The sequence below is a fragment of the Plantibacter sp. MMLR14_011 genome, assembly GCF_001865025.1.
Classification (GTDB): domain Bacteria; phylum Actinomycetota; class Actinomycetes; order Actinomycetales; family Microbacteriaceae; genus Plantibacter; species Plantibacter flavus_A.
Map to the genome: position 1 here is coordinate 23102 of NZ_MJGW01000083.1, position 17572 is coordinate 40673.

General features: G+C 70.3%; 20 protein-coding genes. 9 read left to right on the top strand and 11 right to left on the bottom strand.

Annotated elements, in window-relative coordinates; translation table 11 throughout:
* Positions 1-59: 59 nt before the first annotated feature.
* On the bottom strand, positions 60-566 hold the full coding sequence (locus BIU99_RS17745; protein WP_231884279.1) for a septum formation family protein: 507 nt from the start codon (positions 564-566) through the stop codon (positions 60-62).
* A 261-nt stretch (positions 567-827) separates the two neighbouring features.
* Here BIU99_RS17745 and BIU99_RS17750 point away from each other — a divergent pair, with 261 nt between their 5' ends.
* The gene (locus BIU99_RS17750; protein ID WP_085511822.1) at positions 828-2831 is read left to right on the top strand and encodes an APC family permease; all 2004 of its coding nucleotides are present in this window, start codon (positions 828-830) and stop codon (positions 2829-2831) included.
* A 59-nt stretch (positions 2832-2890) separates the two neighbouring features.
* Positions 2891-3181, top strand: coding sequence for a hypothetical protein (locus BIU99_RS17755; protein ID WP_064294214.1), 291 nt, complete (start codon positions 2891-2893; stop codon positions 3179-3181).
* Positions 3182-3220: 39 nt separating this feature from the next.
* On the opposite strand, the gene crcB is transcribed toward BIU99_RS17755, so the two are convergent.
* Genes crcB through BIU99_RS17775 form a run of 4 tightly spaced genes read right to left on the bottom strand, consistent with a single transcriptional unit; the run spans position 3221 to position 5142 of the window.
* On the bottom strand, positions 3221-3601 hold the full coding sequence (gene crcB / locus BIU99_RS17760) for a fluoride efflux transporter CrcB (protein WP_071262408.1): 381 nt from the start codon (positions 3599-3601) through the stop codon (positions 3221-3223).
* On the bottom strand, positions 3598-4032 hold the full coding sequence (locus BIU99_RS17765) for a CrcB family protein (protein WP_369808442.1): 435 nt from the start codon (positions 4030-4032) through the stop codon (positions 3598-3600). The genes crcB and BIU99_RS17765 overlap by 4 nt, the downstream gene beginning before the upstream one ends.
* Positions 4029-4553, bottom strand: a complete 525-nt coding sequence (locus BIU99_RS17770) for a universal stress protein (RefSeq protein WP_071262409.1) — start codon at positions 4551-4553, stop codon at positions 4029-4031. Before BIU99_RS17770 ends, BIU99_RS17765 begins: the two co-directional genes overlap by 4 nt.
* A gap of 4 nt (positions 4554-4557) precedes the next feature.
* On the bottom strand, positions 4558-5142 hold the full coding sequence (locus BIU99_RS17775; protein WP_071262410.1) for an HhH-GPD-type base excision DNA repair protein: 585 nt from the start codon (positions 5140-5142) through the stop codon (positions 4558-4560).
* A 207-nt stretch (positions 5143-5349) separates the two neighbouring features.
* Between BIU99_RS17775 and BIU99_RS17780 the strand changes: the two genes are divergently transcribed.
* Together BIU99_RS17780 and BIU99_RS17785 are read left to right on the top strand one after the other, a co-directional pair.
* A complete protein-coding gene (locus BIU99_RS17780) occupies positions 5350-5565 on the top strand; it encodes a DUF3073 domain-containing protein (protein ID WP_064294210.1) in 216 nt (71 codons plus the stop codon).
* Between the two features lie 132 nt (positions 5566-5697).
* Entirely contained in the window at positions 5698-6885 is a 1188-nt protein-coding gene (locus tag BIU99_RS17785) for a 2TM domain-containing protein (RefSeq protein ID WP_071262411.1), read from the top strand.
* Between the two features lie 69 nt (positions 6886-6954).
* Here BIU99_RS17785 and purF read toward each other — a convergent pair whose 3' ends face one another.
* The 3 genes from purF to BIU99_RS20080 all read right to left on the bottom strand — a co-directional run bounded on the left by purF (position 6955) and on the right by BIU99_RS20080 (position 10073).
* Complete coding sequence (purF, locus tag BIU99_RS17790; protein ID WP_071262412.1) at positions 6955-8412, bottom strand: amidophosphoribosyltransferase; 1458 nt, start codon at positions 8410-8412, stop codon at positions 6955-6957.
* A 72-nt stretch (positions 8413-8484) separates the two neighbouring features.
* On the bottom strand, positions 8485-9597 hold the full coding sequence (purM, locus tag BIU99_RS17795; RefSeq protein WP_071262413.1) for a phosphoribosylformylglycinamidine cyclo-ligase: 1113 nt from the start codon (positions 9595-9597) through the stop codon (positions 8485-8487).
* Entirely contained in the window at positions 9594-10073 is a 480-nt protein-coding gene (locus tag BIU99_RS20080) for a DUF2273 domain-containing protein (RefSeq protein ID WP_071262414.1), read from the bottom strand. The genes purM and BIU99_RS20080 overlap by 4 nt, the downstream gene beginning before the upstream one ends.
* 84 nt (positions 10074-10157) lie before the next feature.
* On the opposite strand from BIU99_RS20080, the gene zapE reads away from it, so the two are divergent.
* Positions 10158-11303, top strand: a complete 1146-nt coding sequence (zapE, locus tag BIU99_RS17805; RefSeq protein ID WP_175484433.1) for an AFG1/ZapE family ATPase — start codon at positions 10158-10160, stop codon at positions 11301-11303.
* 7 nt (positions 11304-11310) lie between these two features.
* Here the strand turns inward: zapE and BIU99_RS17810 are convergent, their stop codons facing one another.
* Positions 11311-12315, bottom strand: a complete 1005-nt coding sequence (locus BIU99_RS17810; RefSeq protein WP_071262416.1) for an NAD-dependent epimerase/dehydratase family protein — start codon at positions 12313-12315, stop codon at positions 11311-11313.
* A 76-nt stretch (positions 12316-12391) separates the two neighbouring features.
* A complete protein-coding gene (locus tag BIU99_RS17815; protein ID WP_064294203.1) occupies positions 12392-12757 on the bottom strand; it encodes a sterol carrier family protein in 366 nt (121 codons plus the stop codon).
* 38 nt (positions 12758-12795) lie between these two features.
* Here BIU99_RS17815 and purD point away from each other — a divergent pair, with 38 nt between their 5' ends.
* From purD to BIU99_RS17835, 4 genes are read left to right on the top strand one after another with little or no spacing between them, the layout of a single operon-like run.
* Complete coding sequence (gene purD / locus BIU99_RS17820) at positions 12796-14061, top strand: phosphoribosylamine--glycine ligase (RefSeq protein ID WP_071262417.1); 1266 nt, start codon at positions 12796-12798, stop codon at positions 14059-14061.
* Between the two features lie 11 nt (positions 14062-14072).
* The gene (locus BIU99_RS17825) at positions 14073-14951 is read left to right on the top strand and encodes an alpha/beta fold hydrolase (RefSeq protein WP_064294201.1); all 879 of its coding nucleotides are present in this window, start codon (positions 14073-14075) and stop codon (positions 14949-14951) included.
* Between the two features lie 57 nt (positions 14952-15008).
* A complete protein-coding gene (locus BIU99_RS17830; RefSeq protein WP_071262418.1) occupies positions 15009-15458 on the top strand; it encodes an MSMEG_6728 family protein in 450 nt (149 codons plus the stop codon).
* Positions 15458-15958 (top strand): 2'-5' RNA ligase family protein, encoded by a 501-nt coding sequence (locus tag BIU99_RS17835; protein ID WP_064294199.1) that lies wholly within the window; start codon positions 15458-15460, stop codon positions 15956-15958. The genes BIU99_RS17830 and BIU99_RS17835 overlap by 1 nt, the downstream gene beginning before the upstream one ends.
* Before the next feature lie 29 nt (positions 15959-15987).
* Here BIU99_RS17835 and BIU99_RS17840 read toward each other — a convergent pair whose 3' ends face one another.
* The gene (locus BIU99_RS17840; protein ID WP_071262419.1) at positions 15988-17562 is read right to left on the bottom strand and encodes a DHA2 family efflux MFS transporter permease subunit; all 1575 of its coding nucleotides are present in this window, start codon (positions 17560-17562) and stop codon (positions 15988-15990) included.
* Positions 17563-17572: the final 10 nt, after the last annotated feature.

Here is a 17572-nt window from a genome sequence, read left to right on the forward strand (position 1 = left end):
AACCGCCCGACCCCTTGCTGGAGTCGGGCGGTTCCGTCGGCGCAGCGCGCGCGGTCGAGCTACCGTGCGGCCCCGGCCAGCGAGCCCGTGGTCGCCTCGGAGTCGTAGATCACGCAGGTGACGAGCCGGTCGTCCACCCCGTTCCAGCTGGCCTCGGTCGGCGTGTAGTAGTTGAACTCGAGGTTGGAGTCCTCGTAGACGATCCCGACGAACGCCTGGAACTGCGCGTAACAACCGTCGTCGGCCTGCTGCGTGACGGCCTCCTCGCCGGGCCACTCGTCGCCGACCAGCGTGACCTCGCCGTACACCTCGTACTGGTGGGGCTCGGAACAGGGCACGGTCGGCACCTCCGTGACCTCGTCGGACGACGACTCGTCGTTCAGGCAGTCGCCGACCGACAGGGTGAAGACGTCCGTCGTACCTCCACCGACGATCTCGCCGGACTGCGCGTCCCGGGTCTCGGCGGGTTTCGGGAGGATGCCCTCCACGACACTGCACCCGGAGAGCGTCAGGGTCGCGGCGAGGGCGGCGAGGGCGAGCGGGAGGAGACGACGGCGAGCGGTCACGATGAGGGTCCTTGAGGTGGGTGGTCGATCACGAGCGACTGTCCGGGCTCACAGCCAGGCAACAGCCGTCGATCAGGATATTGGTCGACCATTCCGGTCCGCCACTCCCCCGGTCGATGAACACTGCGTCACGGTCGGGTGACGATGCCTGTCCATCCAGCTCATCCCCGCTTGACTCCGGTTCCCGAAGGAGTAATATCGCCGCTCGTGACAACTGAGGGTCGAGAGCCCGGGACAGAACCACGATCGGCAAAACGCTGGTTGATCGGGGACCCGCTGCCGACCGAGAACCTGGAGGGCCAGCTCCTCCCCAAACGGCTCGCACTGCCGATCTTCGCGAGCGACGCGCTGTCGAGTGTGGCGTACGCACCGCAGGAACTCCTCATGATCCTGACGCTCGGCGGGCTCGCCTTCCTGAGCTTCGCGCCGTGGGTCGCCGCGTGCGTCGTGATCCTCCTCGTCGTGGTCGTCGCGAGCTACCGGCAGCTCATCAAGGCGTACCCGTCGGGCGGTGGCGACTACGAGGTCGCCCACCGGAACCTCGGCGAGAAGGCCGGCCTCGTGGTCGCCTCCGCCCTCCTCGTCGACTACGTCCTCACGGTCGCCGTCTCGGTGGCCTCGGGCGTCGACAACATCATCTCCGCGATCCCCGGGCTCAACCCGTGGCGCGTCGAGCTGGCCGTCGGATTCGTCCTCGTCCTCATGGCCGTCAACCTGCGCGGTGTCCGGGAGTCGAGCAAGGCCTTCGCGATCCCCACCTACTTCTTCATCGCGAGCGTGCTCGTCATGATCGTCGCAGGACTCGCCCGCACCTTCATGGGCGACGCCCCGGTCGCTTCGAGCGCCGAGTTCACCGTGCAGGGTGAGAGCCTCACCCAGGCGGCGTTCATCCTGCTCCTCCTGCGCGCCTTCTCCTCCGGTTGCTCGGCACTCACCGGTGTCGAAGCGGTCTCGAACGGTGTGCCCGCGTTCCGCCGCCCGCAGATCAAGAACGCCCAGAAGACGCTGGTCCTCATGGGCGGCACCGCGATCGTGCTGTTCGTCGGCCTCACCGCACTCGCCCTCATCTCCCGCGTGCACTACGCCGAGAACGCCTGTCACCTCGAGGGGTTCGCGGACTGCGCGACGACGCCGCAGCCGAGCCTCATGGCACAGGTCGCGACCGCGGTCTTCGGCGCGAACAGCATCCCGTTCTTCCTCATCCAGGCGGCGACCGCGTGCGTCCTGCTCCTCGCAGCCAACACGGCCTTCAACGGCTTCCCGCTGCTCGGTGCCGTCCTCGCGCGCGACTCCTACGCCCCCAAGTCGCTCAACACCCGCGGCGACCGCCTCGTGTTCTCGAACGGCATGATCATCCTGGGTCTCGCTGCATGCGCGATCCTCGTGGTCTACCAGGCGAACCTCACCCAGCTCATCCAGCTGTACATCATCGGGGTGTTCGTGTCGTTCACGCTCGGCCAGACGGGCATGGTGAAGCACTGGCTGCGGATGCTCCGGGAGGGCTGCGACAACCGCGGCTCCGTCTACCGCGGACTCGCGATCAACGCGTTCGGCGCCCTGCTCACCGCGAGCGTCCTCATCGTCGTCACGATCACGAAGTTCACCCACGGCGCCTGGCTCGTCTTCGTGCTCATGCCGATCCTCTTCGTCCTCATGCTCGGCGTGAACCGCTACTACCGCGACGTGGAGAAGGAGGTCGAGGTCGACCCGACCACGACCTTCGGCGCGACCGGCGACCACGCGATCGTCCTCGTCGGCAAGATGCAGAAGCCGATCCTCAAGGCGCTGGACTACGCGATCGCCGCCAAGCACGACAGCCTCGAAGCGGTCCACATGTCGATCGATCCGGAGGCCACGAAGCTGCTTGAGCAGCAGTGGATCGAACAGAACATCCACGTGCCGCTCGTCATCCTGGAGTCGCCGTATCGCGAGTTCGCGATGCCGCTCGCGAAGTACATCAAGGCGCACCGTGCTGAGCACGGCGCCGAGGTCGTGACCGTCTACATGCCGCAGTACATCGTCGGGCACTGGTGGGAGAGCCTCCTCCACAACCGGCGGGCGTCGCGGATCCGCAACCAGATCATGCTCGTCCACGGCGTGACCGTCGCCCTCGTGCCGTGGCTGCTCGACTCCTCGGAGCTCATCTACGGGCGTCGGTCACGGCCGCTGCCCGGCCAGGAGCGACGGGGCGAGATCGTCCGCGTCAAGAAGCCGATCGAGCGGAAGCCGCACATCGACCGCAACACGGGGCAGCCTCGCTCCTGATCGGCCACGCGCTCCGGCGACGGCGTGAGGGGTCGGCCGCGGACTGACAGACTGGGGACATGTTCACCTGGGGTCTCTCGCTGCTGTTCCTCGCGGCCGTCTTCGGGACGCTGTCGATGGTCCGCCTCATCGCCGCGAACCCCGACTCGCCGCTGCCGATGTGGCAGGGCCGCCCGCAGCGACTCCCGCAGTTCACCATCATCCTGCGCGGCCTGTCGGGCGGACTCGGCGTCTTCGGGGTCTTCCTGCTGTGGTCGGAGATCGGCTTCTGGAGCATCCTGCTGCTCATCGTCGCCCTCGGGATCCCGATCGTGCTGAACCTCCGGCACAACCGCCGCTTCGAGGCGTAGCCGCCGTGTTCGTTCGCCCAGGTCTGGGCGAACGAGCGGTCATGCGACGAGCGAGCCCAGCCAGTAGCCGGCCAGGGCCGCGATGACCGAGGCGACGAGCATGCCGAACGCGTTCACCAGTCCGGCCCGGGAACGTTCGTCGTGGAGCAGCCGGACGGTCTCGATGCTCGCGGTGCTGAACGTCGTGTACCCACCGAGCAGCCCACCTCCGAGGACGAGCCGCCACGCCTCGTCGACGACCCCGCCGAGGGCCAGCGCCGTGACGAGGCCGAGCAGGAGCGACCCGCTGACGTTGATGGCGGTCGTCCCCCAGGGGTACGCGCCGCCCACGCGGGAGCGGATGAGGCCGTCGACGACGAAGCGAGCAGCGGCGCCGACACCGCCGGCCGCCGCGATCGCGAGGAAGAGCCAGGGCGTCACGAGCGGCCACCGCCGATCCGTCGGGCGAGGACGATGCCGCCCCAGCCCGCGAGGACGCCCAGCACGACGCTCCCCACCGCGTACAGCACCCCCACCACAGCGTTCCCCTCGATGAGGAGGACGCTGCTGTCGGCCGCGAGCGCGCTGTACGTCGTGAAACCACCGAGGACGCCGGTACCGAGGAAGAGGCGGAGATCGCGTCGACGGCCGTCGTCGGGTCCGCGTCGGAGGAGCGACTCGAGGAGGAGGCCGAGCAGGAAGGCGCCGACGACGTTGATGCCGAGGATGGCCACGGGGACACCGCCGATGGGCGGGACCGCGAGGGAGATCGCCTCGCGGGCGCCCGTCCCGATCGCGCCACCGAGCGCGACCATCGCGATCGTGGCGGGTCGGAGGTGCGGAGCCCGTGTCCCCGTCGGAGCGGCCGTCACCGCAGGTCGCCGGCGGGGGCGTCCCACAGCGGTTCGTCGGTGGCGCTCGGCGCGAGCGGGACCACGACCACCGGACGCGCCTGCCGATGGGCCAGCGTCGCGGCGACGGAACCGTTGAAGAACTCGAGGATCCCCTTGCGGAGGCCGCGCTCCCGGGTCCCGACGATGATCGCCCGCGCGGACACCGAATCGGCGAGTCGACCGAGGGCGCGAGCCGGGTCGCCGGCGAGCTGGGTCAGTTCCCACGCGACACCGGTGTCGTCGAGGAGACGATGCGCGGTCGCCTCGAGGCCGGGATCGGCCGGCTCCGGGTCGAAGTCGTGCAGATCGGCGTCGAACGGCAACGACGTGACGGTGCCGTCGACGTTCTCGACCACGACGAACCGACTCGCGTCGACGTGGGCGAGGACGAGCCGGCAGGCGAAGGCCTGCGCGAACGACGCCGCCTCGACGAGCACGGTGTCGGGCTGCCCCGGCGTGACACCGACCACGATCGCGGTACCCCGCTGCGCTTCGCTCATGTCGTCACTCCCCCTTCGCGCGCTTCGCGGCGGCCTTGGCCGCCTGCTTCGCCGCCCGCACCTGCGCGAGCGACTCCGGGTCGACGATGTCGGCGACGGACCGGAGACTGCCGTCCTCGCCGTAGGGCGCCGAGGCCTTTCGCCAGTCGGCCGCGTCGAGTCCGTACTGCTTGCCGAGCAGCGCGAGGAAGATCTTCGCCTTCTGCTCGCCGAACCCCGGCAGGGCGAGCAGGCGCTTCAGGATCTCCGGGCCGTCGGGCGCGTCGCGCGTCCAGATCGCCTCCGCGTCGCCGTCCCAGTCGTCGACGATCGCGGCGCAGAGCCCCTGCACCCGGCCTGCCATGGAACCCGGGAACCGGTGCACGGCGGGACTCGTCTTGAAGAGCGAGGCGAACGCCTCGGGTTCCTCCCGAGCGATGGTGGCCGCGTCGAAGGAACCGAGGCGGTCGCTGATCTTCAGCGGGCCGGCGAACGCGGTCTCCATCGGCACCTGCTGATCGAGCAGCATGCCGACGAGCAGGGCGAGCGGGTCGGTCGACAACAGGCGGTCGGCGTCCGCATCTCCGGTGATGTGCAGGGTTCCGGTCATGGGTCCATCGTCCCACCACTCGGCGTGCTGGCCCAGCCCCGTTCCGTCGCGGTGTCGGCACCGGTGCGCGCCGGACCGTCCCCGTACGAGCGCCCCGTCCACGGGCGGCATGGTAAGCTCAACGCTAGTCTTTATCGTTCCCTGGTAGGCGAAAGCCCCGGACGCCCCGCAAGCGCGGCCGGTCAGAAAATCATGAGGGGGTCTCGCATGGGTCGTGGCCGTCAAAAGGCAAAGCACACGAAGATCGCTCGTGAGCTCAAGTCGTTCAGCCCGGACGTGAACTACAACGCGCTCGAGCGCGAGCTCACGGGGCACTCCGTCGACCACCCGGGCACGGGCGTCGACGAGAGCTACGACGACGAGATCGCCAAGTGGGCTGAGTACGCCGAGAAGTACGCCGACGGTGAGGCGAAGGGCGCGTAGGCGCGTCCTTCCCACCGTTCCGGCGCGTCTGCATCAGCGGTTCGCCATCGCTCCGGCACGTCTCGGCCGGGTGATCTCCCAGACGAATGTCGGCAAATGGAGTTCTCACTGGGCGGAGACTAGCCTGGACGGATGAACACCGACGAACTCCGCGTTGCCGCCAAGAAGCGCCTGAAGGCGCAGCACGATTTCAAGCAGTTTCTCGCCGTCTGGGGTGCGGTCTCCGTCCTCCTGATCGTCATCTGGCTCCTCACCGGCGCCTGGGGGTACTTCTGGCCGATCTGGCCGATCTTCGTGATGGGCATCGCCCTGGTCTTCGTCGGACTCGACGCCTACGGTCCGTCCAAGCACATCACCGAGGACGCCATCGACGCCGAGGTCGCGCGCCTCGTGAACCAGCAGCAGCAGCGCGCTGCCGCTCGCGAGGCCGCCTCGCAGCCGAACCCCACGCAGGCACCGTACGCCGGTCAGAGCGGTTACGAGCAGCACCCCTACCAGGCGGGCCAGACCGGCCAGGCGCCGGTGTACGACCCCGCACAGTACGGACAGACCACCGCTTACGACACCTCGCAGTATGCCGGTGGCCAGACGGGCGGATACGGCACGACGCAGACCCAGCAGGGCTCCCAGGCGACGCAGCAGTACGGCGCCCACCAGGCACCGTCGACCGAGGCTCCGACCGCTGAGGCTCCGGCCGCGGAGCCCACCTCGGACTGGGTGCGCGCCGCCGAGCCCACCCCGACCGAGCAGTTCGCCGCGGTCTTCTCCGGCACCGACCGCGCGCCCGAGGCCGCCGCCGCAGCGAACACCTCCGCCGAACCGGCCGAGTCGATCGTCCTGGAGTCGACGTCCACCGGCGACGCGGAGACCGTCGCAGCCGCCGCCGACGAGACCGAGGCGCGCCTCGCGAGCGACGAGACCGGAGCCGCAGACACGACCGGACGCGACGAGACCGTGTCGGCCACCGCACCGGCCGCGGCCGTGAGCGCGCCACGCACCTCGACCAGCCGGTCGACGACGACGCGTTCGACGACGGCTCGGAAGCCCGCCGCGAAGACGACCACGGCGACGGCCGCGGGGAGCACCGTCCGCAAGACGAGTTCGACGCGCGCCACCACCGGTTCGACGACGCCCAAGGCGGCAGCGGCCAAGACCACGACGCCGAAGACCGCAGCCGCGAAGGCACCGACGACGAAGACGACGGGCGCCGCAGCGAAGACGGCCACCGCGAAGGCACCGGCGAAGCCGCGCACGACGAAGCCGAAGGCGGCCCCCGCAGCCACGCCGGCGCCGCTCGAGCAGCCCGGTGCGCCGGAGTAGCAGTCGGTTCCTGAACGACGAAGCGCGCGATCCCCTCGGGGCTCGCGCGCTTCGTCATTCAGGCAGGGCTCAGGAGAGCTGCGAGCGCTCCACCCACTCGAGATACTCCTCGGAGACCGTACCGGTGACGTACTCGCCGGTGAAGCAGCTCATCTCGAGGTCGCTGATGCCGGAGCCCTCGAGGATGGCGGCCTTCATGTCGGCGACCTCCTGGTAGATGAGGTTGTCAGCGCCCAACTCACGCGCGATGTCGGGGATCTTCTTACCGTGTGCGACGAGCTCCTGGCGGGACGGCATGTTGATGCCGTACACGTGGGGGTAGCGGACCGGCGGTGCGGCGGAGGTGAAGGTCACCTTGTTGGCACCGGCGAGACGCGCCATGTCGACGATCTCCTTCGACGTCGTCCCGCGGACGATCGAGTCGTCGACGATGAGGATGTTTTTGCCCTTGAACTCGGAGCCCATCGCGTTGAGCTTCTGACGGACGCTCTTCTTGCGCTGCGCCTGGCCCGGCATGATGAAGGTGCGCCCCACGTACCGGTTCTTGTAGAAGCCCTCGCGGTATTCGATGCCGAGCTTCTGCGCGACCTGCATGGCCGCTGGACGGGAGGAGTCCGGAATCGGCATGACGACGTCGATGTCGCCCATCGGCGTGTACTCGGCGATGGTGTCGGCGAGCCGGTTGCCGAGACGCAGCCGGGCCTCGTAGACCGAGATGCCGTTCATGACGGAGTCGGGGCGCGCGAGGTAGACGTACTCGAAGGAGCACGGCACGAGCCGCGGGTTCTTCGCGCACTGCCGCGAGTACAGCTCACCCGACGCGGTGATGAAGACGGCCTCTCCCGGGGCGATCTCACGGACGATCTCGTAGCCGCCGGCTTCGAGGACGAGCGACTCCGAGGCGACCACCCAGTCGTTGCCGACCATGCCCGTCTGGCGCTTGCCGAGGATGAGCGGGCGGATACCGAACGGGTCGCGGAAGGCGAGCAGGCCGTGACCGGCGATGAGGGCGATCGTCGCGTAGGAGCCCTCGACCCGCTCGTGCACGTTCTCGACGGCGTTGAACACCTGGTCGGGATCGAGGTCGAGGCCGCTGATCTGACCCTGCAGCTCCGTCGCGAGGACGTTGAGCAGCAGCTCGGTGTCGCTCGTGGAGTTCACGTGACGACGGTCGACGTGGAACAGGTCCTTGCTGAGCTCGCGCGTGTTCGTGAGGTTGCCGTTGTGGATGAGCGTGATGCCGTAGGGCGCGTTCACGTAGAACGGCTGCGCCTCGCTCTCGTTGGCGGCGTCGCCCTTCGTCGCGTAGCGCACGTGGCCGAGGCCCATGTTGCCGAGGAGCGAGCGCATGTCGCGGGTGCGGAAGGCTTCACGCACCTGGCCCTTGGCCTTGACCATGTGGAAGGTGTTGCCGTCGGCGGTCGCGATGCCGGTGGAGTCCTGACCGCGGTGCTGGAGGAGCAGGAGGCTGTCGTAGACCTGCTGGTTGGCAGGCTCGGTTGAGACGATGCCGACGATGCCGCACATGCGTGGGGACTCCTTGGGGTTCGTGCTGGGCGAGTGGCGGAACGGAGGAAGGTGGGCCGGAGAGCGGTGGGACTAGTCGCGGTAGGCGCCGACGAGGCGGACGGCGCCGCCGTCGACCCCCTTGGCACCCTGTTCGAACGCGCTGAGGTCTGCGGCGTCGTCGCCGAGGTGCACGGTGCCGACCTGCCAGGTCGCGATCCCGTCGGCCTCGAGGGCGGCCGTGACGCCGTCGGCGACCGCCGGCGAGACGACGGCGAAGAACCCGACGCCCAGGTTCCAGGTGCCCTCGCTCGACTCGAGCGAGGATCCGGCCAGCTCGCTCAGGGTGCGGAACACCGGTGACGGGCTCCAGGTGGAGCGGTCGACCTCGGCCCAGGACCCCTTGGGCAGGACGCGCGCGAGGTTGGCGGCGATCCCGCCGCCGGTGACGTGGCTGAGCGAGTGGACGCCACCCGCGAAGGCCGGGGAGTCGAGCAGCCGCAGGAGGGGCAGGGTGTAGAGCCGCGTCGGCTCGAGGAGGGCCTCGCCGAACGTCGTGCCGAGCTCGTCGCTGTGGTCGGCGTACCCGACGCCCGCCTGGGCGAGGATGTGCCGCACGAGGGAGAAGCCGTTCGAGTGCAGGCCCGAGGAGGCGAGCGCCAGGACGACGTCGCCGTCCTCGACGCGGTGCTCACCGAGGATGGCGTCGGCCTCGACCGCACCGGTGCAGGCGCCGGCGACGTCGTAGTCGTCGACCCCGAGGAGTCCGGGGTGCTCCGCGGTCTCGCCGCCGATGAGCGCCGTCCCGGTGTCGGAGCAGGCCCGGGCGATGCCCGCGACGATGGAGGCGATGCGCTCCGGGTGGACCTTGCCGCAGGCGATGTAGTCGGTCATGAAGAGCGGCTTCGCACCGACCACGACGATGTCGTCGACGACCATGCCGACGAGGTCCTGGCCGATGGTGTCGTGCTTGTCGATGGCCTGGGCGATGGCGACCTTCGTGCCGACGCCGTCGGTCGACGTCGCGAGCAGGGGCCGACGGAAGGCCGTGAGGGCCGAGGCGTCGAACAGGCCGGCGAACCCGCCGAAGCCGCCGAAGACCTCCGGGCCGTGCGTCTTCGCGACGGCGGCCTTCATGAGCTCGACGGCGCGGTCACCGGCCGCCGTGTCGACACCGGCCTCCCGGTAGCTGGTGGATGAGGTCATGACCGTCCTGAACCTTCTGCGATGGGTGGATTCGGGGGGCCGGACTCACCTGGCTCGGCACTGACGGAACCGGTCGGTTCCGCGTCGGCCGCGGGGGTCCCGGCTGGATGCACGTCAACTCTATCCGCTGCGACGATCCGCGTCCGTCGCGCCATGGAGCGGTCGATGAGGAGACCGACGACGAGGGCGATCGCGCCGAAGACCACGACGCACACGAGCAGGAGGAAGCCGAACACCTGGGTGAGCGAGTAGTCGGCGCTCCCCGGGAATGCGAAGGTGAGGATGAGTGCGGCGATGACACCGACGAAGGCACCGATGACGAGGAACCGCCAGTAGCGGGGTGACCGGCGCACCGAGACCGAACCGGAGGAGTACACGGTCGCGACCTCGGTGTCGGGCTCGGTCGAGGGCGTCGGACCGGTCGGTTCGGATGGGTGCTGAGCTTCCGGTGCTGGCTGCCCGGTGGCGTCTGTCATGCCTCCATTCTCCCCCACGATCCTGGGCATCGTGAACCGATGGTGAACGGCCGCGGTCGACGAGCAGACGGGTACGATCGAGCGGTGGACACGACGGGGACCGAGACGACCGATCCCGCTCCGATCCCTCCCGGCGACGCCCTGCTCTCGGCGGTCGAGTCCGCCGCCGCCGACGCCGGGTTCACGCTCGAGCCGGAGCAGCTGGAGGTGGCGAGGCGCCTGGCATCGCTCCGGATCGCCGACGATCGACCCGCACACCTGTACCTGTGGGGTGCGGCCGGGCGGGGCAAGACCTGGCTCCTCGACGCGTTCTTCGCAGCGCTCCCGACGCAGCGGAGGCGTCGCGTCCACTTCCACTCCTTCTTCCGCGGGCTGCACGCCGCGATCCACCGGGTCCGCGCGGAGGCCGCCGACGCGGCCCGCGCGACGGGCGAGCCGGGCGCCGCGTCCCGGGCGGCGGCGGGAGCGGTGACGAACGCGGTCGAGCAAGCCGTCAACGAGCTGCTCGCCGACGTGGACGTCGTGCTCTTCGACGAGTTCCACGTGCACGATCCCGGCGACGGCACCCTCATGATCCGACTGCTCGACGCCCTCTTCGCCCGACGGGTGACCCTGTTGACGAGCTCGAACTTCCGGCCGCAGGACCTCCTGCCGGACCCGGCGTACCATCACGTCTTCGAGCCCGGCATCGCCCTGATCGAGGCGAACATGCAGGTGCTCGAACTCGCCGGCTCGACCGACCACCGTCGCAGTTCGCCGGTCAGTCACCGCGGCGGCTTCGCCCGTGGCAGCTGGTCCATCGCCGGCGAGGCCGCGGACGCCCGCCTCGCGACCCTCGGCCTCCATCGACCGGGGCCGGGCGAGGCGACGACGTTGACGATCAGTGGCCACACGTTCCACGCGGCCGCCGCGCGCGACGGCAGGGTGTGGTTCGCCAGCGCCGAACTCATCGAACGTCCGACCTCCGTGGGCGACTACCTCGCCTGGGCGGCGGACTACGACCGGTGGGTGCTCGACGCCCTGCCCGAATCCCATGCCCTCACCAGGGAGGCGCGCGCCCGGTTCGTCCTGCTCATCGACGCCCTGTGCGATCTCGGCGTCGAACTCCACGTCGTGGCCGCCACCGACCGGGAGACCTTCGTGACCGACCCCGCCCTCGGGCCGGGCGGCTTCGCCCGCGACGCGGTCAGGACGCGCAGTCGGCTCGCCCTCCTCCGCGAGGTCCGCTGACAGGCGCTCAGCTCCCGGCGAGCACGGCCCGCTCGAGGGCACGGTCCAGTCCGACGACGGGGCGGTCCGGACGCTGCGGCGCCACACCGCCGAGGGCCTGCAGCCAACCCCAGGTGTCGGCGACGGTCTCGGCGAGCGGACGCCGACGGAGACCCGCCGCGAGCGCACGCGAGACCGCTCCGTGATGCATCGCGTCCGCGTGGGGTCCGGTCGGAAGCCAGACGGGGAGCTGGGTCCAGGGTTGGATCCCGGCCGCGAGCACCCGCTCCTGATCCACCCAGCGGAGGGTCGCGCCTGACCCGGTCGCGGCGATACAGGCGTCGAGCAGATCGCCCAGCGTGGCCGCCCGCGGCTCGCTCACGACGTTGAACGCACCACTCGCGCCCGTCGAACCGGCCGTGAGGAGGAAGGCCGCGAGATCCCGCGCATCGATGTACTGGATGGGGTCGGAGGCGGCGCCGGGGGCGAGCACCGCACCGCCCTCGGCGATCCGCGCCAGCCACCAGGGAAGCCGCCCGATGTTCTCGTGCGGGCCGAGGATGAGGCCCGCTCGCACCAAAACCGCTCGGTCACCGAACGCCTGCACGGCGGCCAGCTCACCGCCGCGCTTGGCACGGGCGTAGTCCGCGAAGCCCTCGTCGTGCGCCGATCCGTCGACGACCGGCGCGTCCTCCGAAGCTCCGGCGGGAAGCGGGTCGGCGTAGACGGAACGGCTCGAGACGTAGACGTAGCTCCCGACCCGGTCGGCCAGCAGCGCGGCCGCGTCGCGGACGGCGACCGGAGCCCATGACCAGGTGTCGACGGCGAGGTCCCACGACCCGACCCGGAGCGCGTCGAGTCCGCCGGGCAGCGTCCGGTCGCCGTGCAGCACGCTGACGAAGTCCGACGGGGAGGACCGGTTCGTGCCGCGATGGAAGACGGTGACCTCCCAGCCGGCGGCGACGGCCTCGTCGACGACCGCTCGCCCGACGAACTCCGTCCCGCCCAGGACCAACAGCCGTTTCGTGCTCATGCCTCCATCACAGCGCACGAGGCGGTGATGCACCACCCCGGTTCGCTCCCGGCAGCACGCGGAATCCCGCCGAACGTCAGCGCGGCAGCAGCAGTGGCACGAGGCCCGTGAGGTCCGCGCGTTGGCCGGACGCGTGCACCGTGCCGCCGGCCATCGCCGTGGTCCAGTCGATGCGGCCTGAGGCGAGGGCGAGCCAGGTCGGCGCATCCATCTCGATGACGTTCGGCGGCGTGCCTCGGGTGTGGCGGGGGCCCTCGATGCACTGCACCGCGCCGAACGGCGGCACCCGCACCTCGACGGTGTTGCCGGGTGCCCGCTCGACGAGGAGCTCCAACAGGTAGCGGACCGCGGTCGCCGTGTCCGTGCGCGATGCCGGTGCGTCCCCGAGTGCCTGCTCCAGGGCAGCGCGACCGACGGCGTCCGTGATCCTGGGTCTGGCCATGCATTCGAGGCTAGGCCATTGCGCCTTAAGCTAGACGGGTGAAGATCCTCGTCCTCGGTTCCGGTGCTCGCGAGCACGCCATCATCAAGGCTCTCCTCTCCGAAGAGGCCGGGCACCACATCATCGCCGCCCCCGGCAACGCGGGCATCGCGGGCGACGTGACCGTGGTCGGCATCGACCAGGAGAACCCCTCGATCGTGCGCGACTTCGCCCGCGACGAAGCGGTCGATCTCGTCGTCATCGGGCCCGAGGCCCCGCTCGTCGCCGGCGTGGCCGACAAGCTGCGCGCCGCAGGCATCCCGGTCTTCGGCCCCAACCGCTCGGCGGCCGCGCTCGAGGGCTCGAAGTCCTTCGCGAAGCGGATCATGGACGAGGCCGGCGTGCCCACTGGTCGCGCGATCCGCGCCGAGGACCTCGACGCGGCGATCGCCGCGCTCGACGACTTCGGTGCCCCGTACGTCGTCAAGGCCGACGGCCTCGCGGCGGGCAAGGGCGTCCTCGTCACCCACGACCGCGACGCGGCCATCCAGCACGCCACCAACTGGCTCGGCTACGGCGGCGTCCTCGTCGAGGAGTTCCTCGACGGCCAGGAGGTCTCCCTCTTCTTCATCACCGACGGCGAGACGGTGCTCCCGCTCTCCCCCGCGCAGGACTACAAGCGACTGCTCGACGGCGACGCCGGCCCGAACACCGGCGGGATGGGCGCCTACTCCCCGCTGCCCTGGCTCGACAACCGCTTCGGGAGCGAGACGGCCTTCGTCGACGAGGTCCTCGAGACCGTCGCCGTCCCCGTCGTGCGGCAGCTGGCGTCGGAGGGAAACCCGTTCCAGGGCCTCCTCTACGCCGGGCTCATCCTCACGGAGCGCGGGATCCGCGTGATCGAGTTCAATGCACGCTTCGGCGACCCGGAGACGCAGGTCGTCCTCCCCCGGCTCGTCACCCCGCTGTCGGCGCTCCTGCTCGGCTCGGCCACCGGCACGCTCGACCAGCAGCCACGGCCCGCGTTCGCCGAGGCGAGCGCGGTGACGGTGGTGCTCGCGAGCCAGAACTACCCCGAGACGCCCGTCACCGGCCGGAGCATCACCGGCCTCGACGTCGCCGTCGCCGTCGAGGGGGTCCACCTCGTCCACGCGGCCACGGCCGACGTCGACGGTGGCCTGGTCGCCACCGGCGGCCGCGTCCTCAACGTCGTGGCCCTCGGATCCACGTTCCCGGAGGCACGCGGACGTGCGTACGAGGCGCTGTCGCGCATCGAACTCGAGGGCGGTCAGTACCGCACCGACATCGCCGCACGCGTCTCCTGATCGCGGCCCGGATGAGCGCAGCAGCGGGAACCGGGTCGTCGGCCGTCGTCGAGAGTCACGACGGCACCAGGCTGCACGTGGACGTGATCGGCGACGACGCCTTGCCGCCCCTCGTCGTCCTCGCCGGCGGTCCGGCGCGTCACCCGGCCTACCTCGGTGATCTCGCGGGCCTGAGCACCAGGCGTCGCCTCATCCTGCTGCACCAGCGCGGGGTCGGACGGTCCGAGAGCGGGTCGTCGACCGCGGCGGCGAGCTGGCCGGAACTCGCCGAGGACGTCGAGGCCGTGCGTCGCTGGCTGGACGTCGACCGCCTCGAACTCCTCGGGCACTCCGCCGGTACCCGCGTCGCCGTGAGCTACGCAGCGCGCTACCCGCACCGGCTCGACCGCCTGTGCCTCATCACGCCACCCGCCACCTGGCTCGTCGACACGGACGACGACAGCGCGGAGATCATCGCCCGACACGCGGCGGAGGACTGGTATCCCGGCTTCCTCGAGGCGCTGCCCGAACTGCTCGCGGCCCCGGACTCCGCGTCGGGGAACCGCTTGTTCCCGGCGGTGGCGCCCATCGCCTGGGGCGAGTGGGACGACACCGCCCGCGAACACGAGCGCCTGGGCGCCTGGCACCCGGCCGCGCAGGACGCGTTCGTGCACACCCCCACGATCGACGAGGTCGAGGACATCCGCGACGCCCTCCGAACCGTCACGGCACCCGTGCTCGTGGTCGCGGGTTCCGAGGACGGCCTGACGGGACTCGCGCCCGTCGTCGCCCTCGCGCAGCGGTTCCCCCTTGGCCAGGCCATCGTGCTCGACGGGTGCGGACACTACCCCTGGGTGGAGCAGCCGCGATCCTTCGCCGCAGCCGTCTTCCCGTTTTTCCCCGTCGACTGAGGCGGTCCAGGACCGCAAGCCCTGTCGACGGGCGCTGCCGCCGTGTTGACTGGGAGGGTGCAGACGTTCCTCCCCTACCCCGACTTCCTGGCGAGTGCCGAGGTCCTCGACGACAAGCGGTTGGGCAAGCAGCGGGTGGAGACGCTGCAGGTGATGAAGGCGCTCATCGTCCCGGGGTACGGCTGGCAGCATCATCCGGTGACGGCGATGTGGCGAGGGTATCGGCCCGCGCTCATGGACTACCAGGTCGCCACCTGCGCGGTCTGGGTCGGCCGAGGTCACGCCGACACCTGCCTCGAGAAGACCCTGCTGGCACTCGCCGACGCCCCGGACGACTTCGGAGCCTACGAGGCGGACGACTTCGAGCTGCCGCCGTGGCTCGGGCGGGCCGACGTCCATCGCTCCCACCGGTCCAAGCTCCTCGCCAAAGCGCCGGAGCTCTACAGCGGCATCTTCCCCGACGACCCGGCGACGCTCGACGACGTCTGGCCGGTGCCGACCGACTGATGACGGACAGTATCGACGTGACCTTCGACGACGAGCTCGACGCGGCCGTCCGGGCTCGATGGCGTGCCCTGGCCGAGGCCGGCCTGCCGAGCTTGTCCACCCATCAGGGTGCCAGCAACCGTCCGCATGTCACCCTGGCCGCCGGGGCGACGCTGGAGCTGCAGGGACGACCCGACTTCCGACCGTTCCCCGTCCGCCTCGGCGCCCCGCTGTTCTTCCCTCGTCGGTCGGGCGCGGTCCTCGCGCTCGGTGTCGTCCCAGGGGTGGCTCTGCTCGAGCTGCACGACCGGATCGCCGCGCTGGTCCAGGGCGCCTTCGACCACACTCGGCCGGGGTTCTGGACGCCGCACGTCACGCTCTCCCGTCGGCTGACCCGGGAGCAGACGGCCACAGCGCTCGACACCTTGGCTGCGATCGGCCCGTACCCGGACGGACGGGTCCTCGGCCTCCGATTCTGGAACGGCGGCACCAGGACGGTCAGCGACCTCGTCGATCCCTGAGCCGACCCGGTGTCGTCGCTCCGAACGCGTCACTCGGCGGCTGCGCGACTCGCCGCCTCGGCCGCTGCGGTCGCTTGACCGTGCTGGGTCTCCGGGGTCGACCAGGACGCCGCCTTCGGCTTCTGGAAGAACAGCACCACGACGGCGCCCACGAGCGCCAACGCTGCGGGCAGGAGCAGCGACTGGGCCATCGCGGTGGTGAAGCCGGCGTGCAGGAACTCGGGCAGCTCGCCGCCCGTCACCTCGCTCACGCCTCCGGTCGCCCCACCGGGAGCGGCGGGCAGCTCGGCCGCGAGACGTCCCTGGATGAGCGCGGCGATCGCGGCGCTGCCGAGGACGGCTCCGATCTGACGGGTCGTGTTGAACACACCTGAGCCGGCGCCGGCCTGGTGCTGCGGGAGCCCTCGGGTAGTGAGATTGGAGACCGGGCCCCACATGAAGCCATTGGCGAGACCGAGGACGGCGCTCGGGAGGAGCAGCAAGAGGATCGGCTGCTCCGGCGTGAGCAGGATCGAGTACCAGCCGAGCGCAAGGGCCAGCAGGAGGAGCCCCGCGAGCGCGAACCACTTCGGGTTCACGCGGTCGATCGCCCGCCCGACCACGGGCGCGAGGCCGGCGGAGAGCACGGCCATCGGGACGAGCATGAGCGCGGACTGCGTCGGGGTCAGGCCGCGGACGGTCTGGTAGAAGAAGACGAGCGGCAGCGACATGCTCGTGATCGTGAACCCGATCGTCGAGATCGCGAGGTTGCCGACCGAGAAGTTGCGATCGCGGAACAACGCCAGCGGGAGCAGCGGCTCACCCTTCATGACGGCCTGCCACACGACGAACAGGCCGAGGACGACGACGCCGGCGATGATGAGACTCCACACGGTGATCGGACCGGTGATCGTGCCCCAGTCGTAGCTCTGGCCCTCCTGGATGCCGAACACGAGGAGGAACATCCCGAGTCCGCTGAGGACGACCCCGAGCACGTCGAACCTGTGCGGGTGCGTGGCGAGCGCGGGGACGTTGCGCCAGACCATGATGAAGCCGATGACACCGACGGGCACGTTGATGAAGAAGATCCACTCCCACCCGAAGCCGTCGACGAGCACGCCGCCGAGGATCGGGCCGACGAGCGTCGCGACACCGGCGGTCGCTCCCCAGAGACCCATGGCCGCGCCACGGCGATCCGGCGGGAAGATGCGCGTGATGACGGCCATCGTCTGCGGCGTCATGAGCGCCGCACCGAGACCCTGCACGACGCGGGCGACGATGAGCATCTCGATGGAGCCCGACAGGCCGCACCAGAGCGAGGCGAGGGTGAAGACGACGAGACCGGTGAGGTAGAGGTTCTTCGGGCCGAAGCGGTCGCCGAGACGACCGGTGATGAGCAGCGGCACGGCATAGGCGAGCAGGTAGGCGCTCGTGACCCAGATGACGTTGTTGATGTCGGTGTCGAGGCCGCGCATGATCGCGGGGTTCGCCACGGACACGATGGTCGTGTCGATGAGGATCATGAAGAAGCCGATGACCAGGGACCAGAGCGCCGGCCAGGGGCGCACGGCCCCCTTCGCAGGAGACGGGACGCCGGCGGGCGGCGGCGTGGGGGATGCGGACATGATGTCCCTT

Bases quoted from the DNA above. Each gene is read 5' to 3' on its own strand.
- BIU99_RS17755 (WP_064294214.1), top strand. From the start codon at position 2,891: ATGTTCACCTGGGGTCTCTCGCTGCTGTTCCTCGCGGCCGTCTTCGGG.
- BIU99_RS17770 (WP_071262409.1), bottom strand. From the start codon at position 4,553: ATGAGCGAAGCGCAGCGGGGTACCGCGATCGTGGTCGGTGTCACGCCG.
- BIU99_RS17775 (WP_071262410.1), bottom strand. From the start codon at position 5,142: ATGACCGGAACCCTGCACATCACCGGAGATGCGGACGCCGACCGCCTG.
- BIU99_RS17780 (WP_064294210.1), top strand. From the start codon at position 5,350: ATGGGTCGTGGCCGTCAAAAGGCAAAGCACACGAAGATCGCTCGTGAG.
- BIU99_RS17785 (WP_071262411.1), top strand. From the start codon at position 5,698: ATGAACACCGACGAACTCCGCGTTGCCGCCAAGAAGCGCCTGAAGGCG.
- purF (WP_071262412.1), bottom strand. From the start codon at position 8,412: ATGTGCGGCATCGTCGGCATCGTCTCAACCGAGCCTGCCAACCAGCAG.
- purM (WP_071262413.1), bottom strand. From the start codon at position 9,597: ATGACCTCATCCACCAGCTACCGGGAGGCCGGTGTCGACACGGCGGCC.
- BIU99_RS20080 (WP_071262414.1), bottom strand. From the start codon at position 10,073: ATGACAGACGCCACCGGGCAGCCAGCACCGGAAGCTCAGCACCCATCC.
- BIU99_RS17810 (WP_071262416.1), bottom strand. From the start codon at position 12,315: ATGAGCACGAAACGGCTGTTGGTCCTGGGCGGGACGGAGTTCGTCGGG.
- BIU99_RS17815 (WP_064294203.1), bottom strand. From the start codon at position 12,757: ATGGCCAGACCCAGGATCACGGACGCCGTCGGTCGCGCTGCCCTGGAG.
- BIU99_RS17825 (WP_064294201.1), top strand. From the start codon at position 14,073: ATGAGCGCAGCAGCGGGAACCGGGTCGTCGGCCGTCGTCGAGAGTCAC.
- BIU99_RS17835 (WP_064294199.1), top strand. From the start codon at position 15,458: ATGACGGACAGTATCGACGTGACCTTCGACGACGAGCTCGACGCGGCC.
- BIU99_RS17840 (WP_071262419.1), bottom strand. From the start codon at position 17,562: ATGTCCGCATCCCCCACGCCGCCGCCCGCCGGCGTCCCGTCTCCTGCG.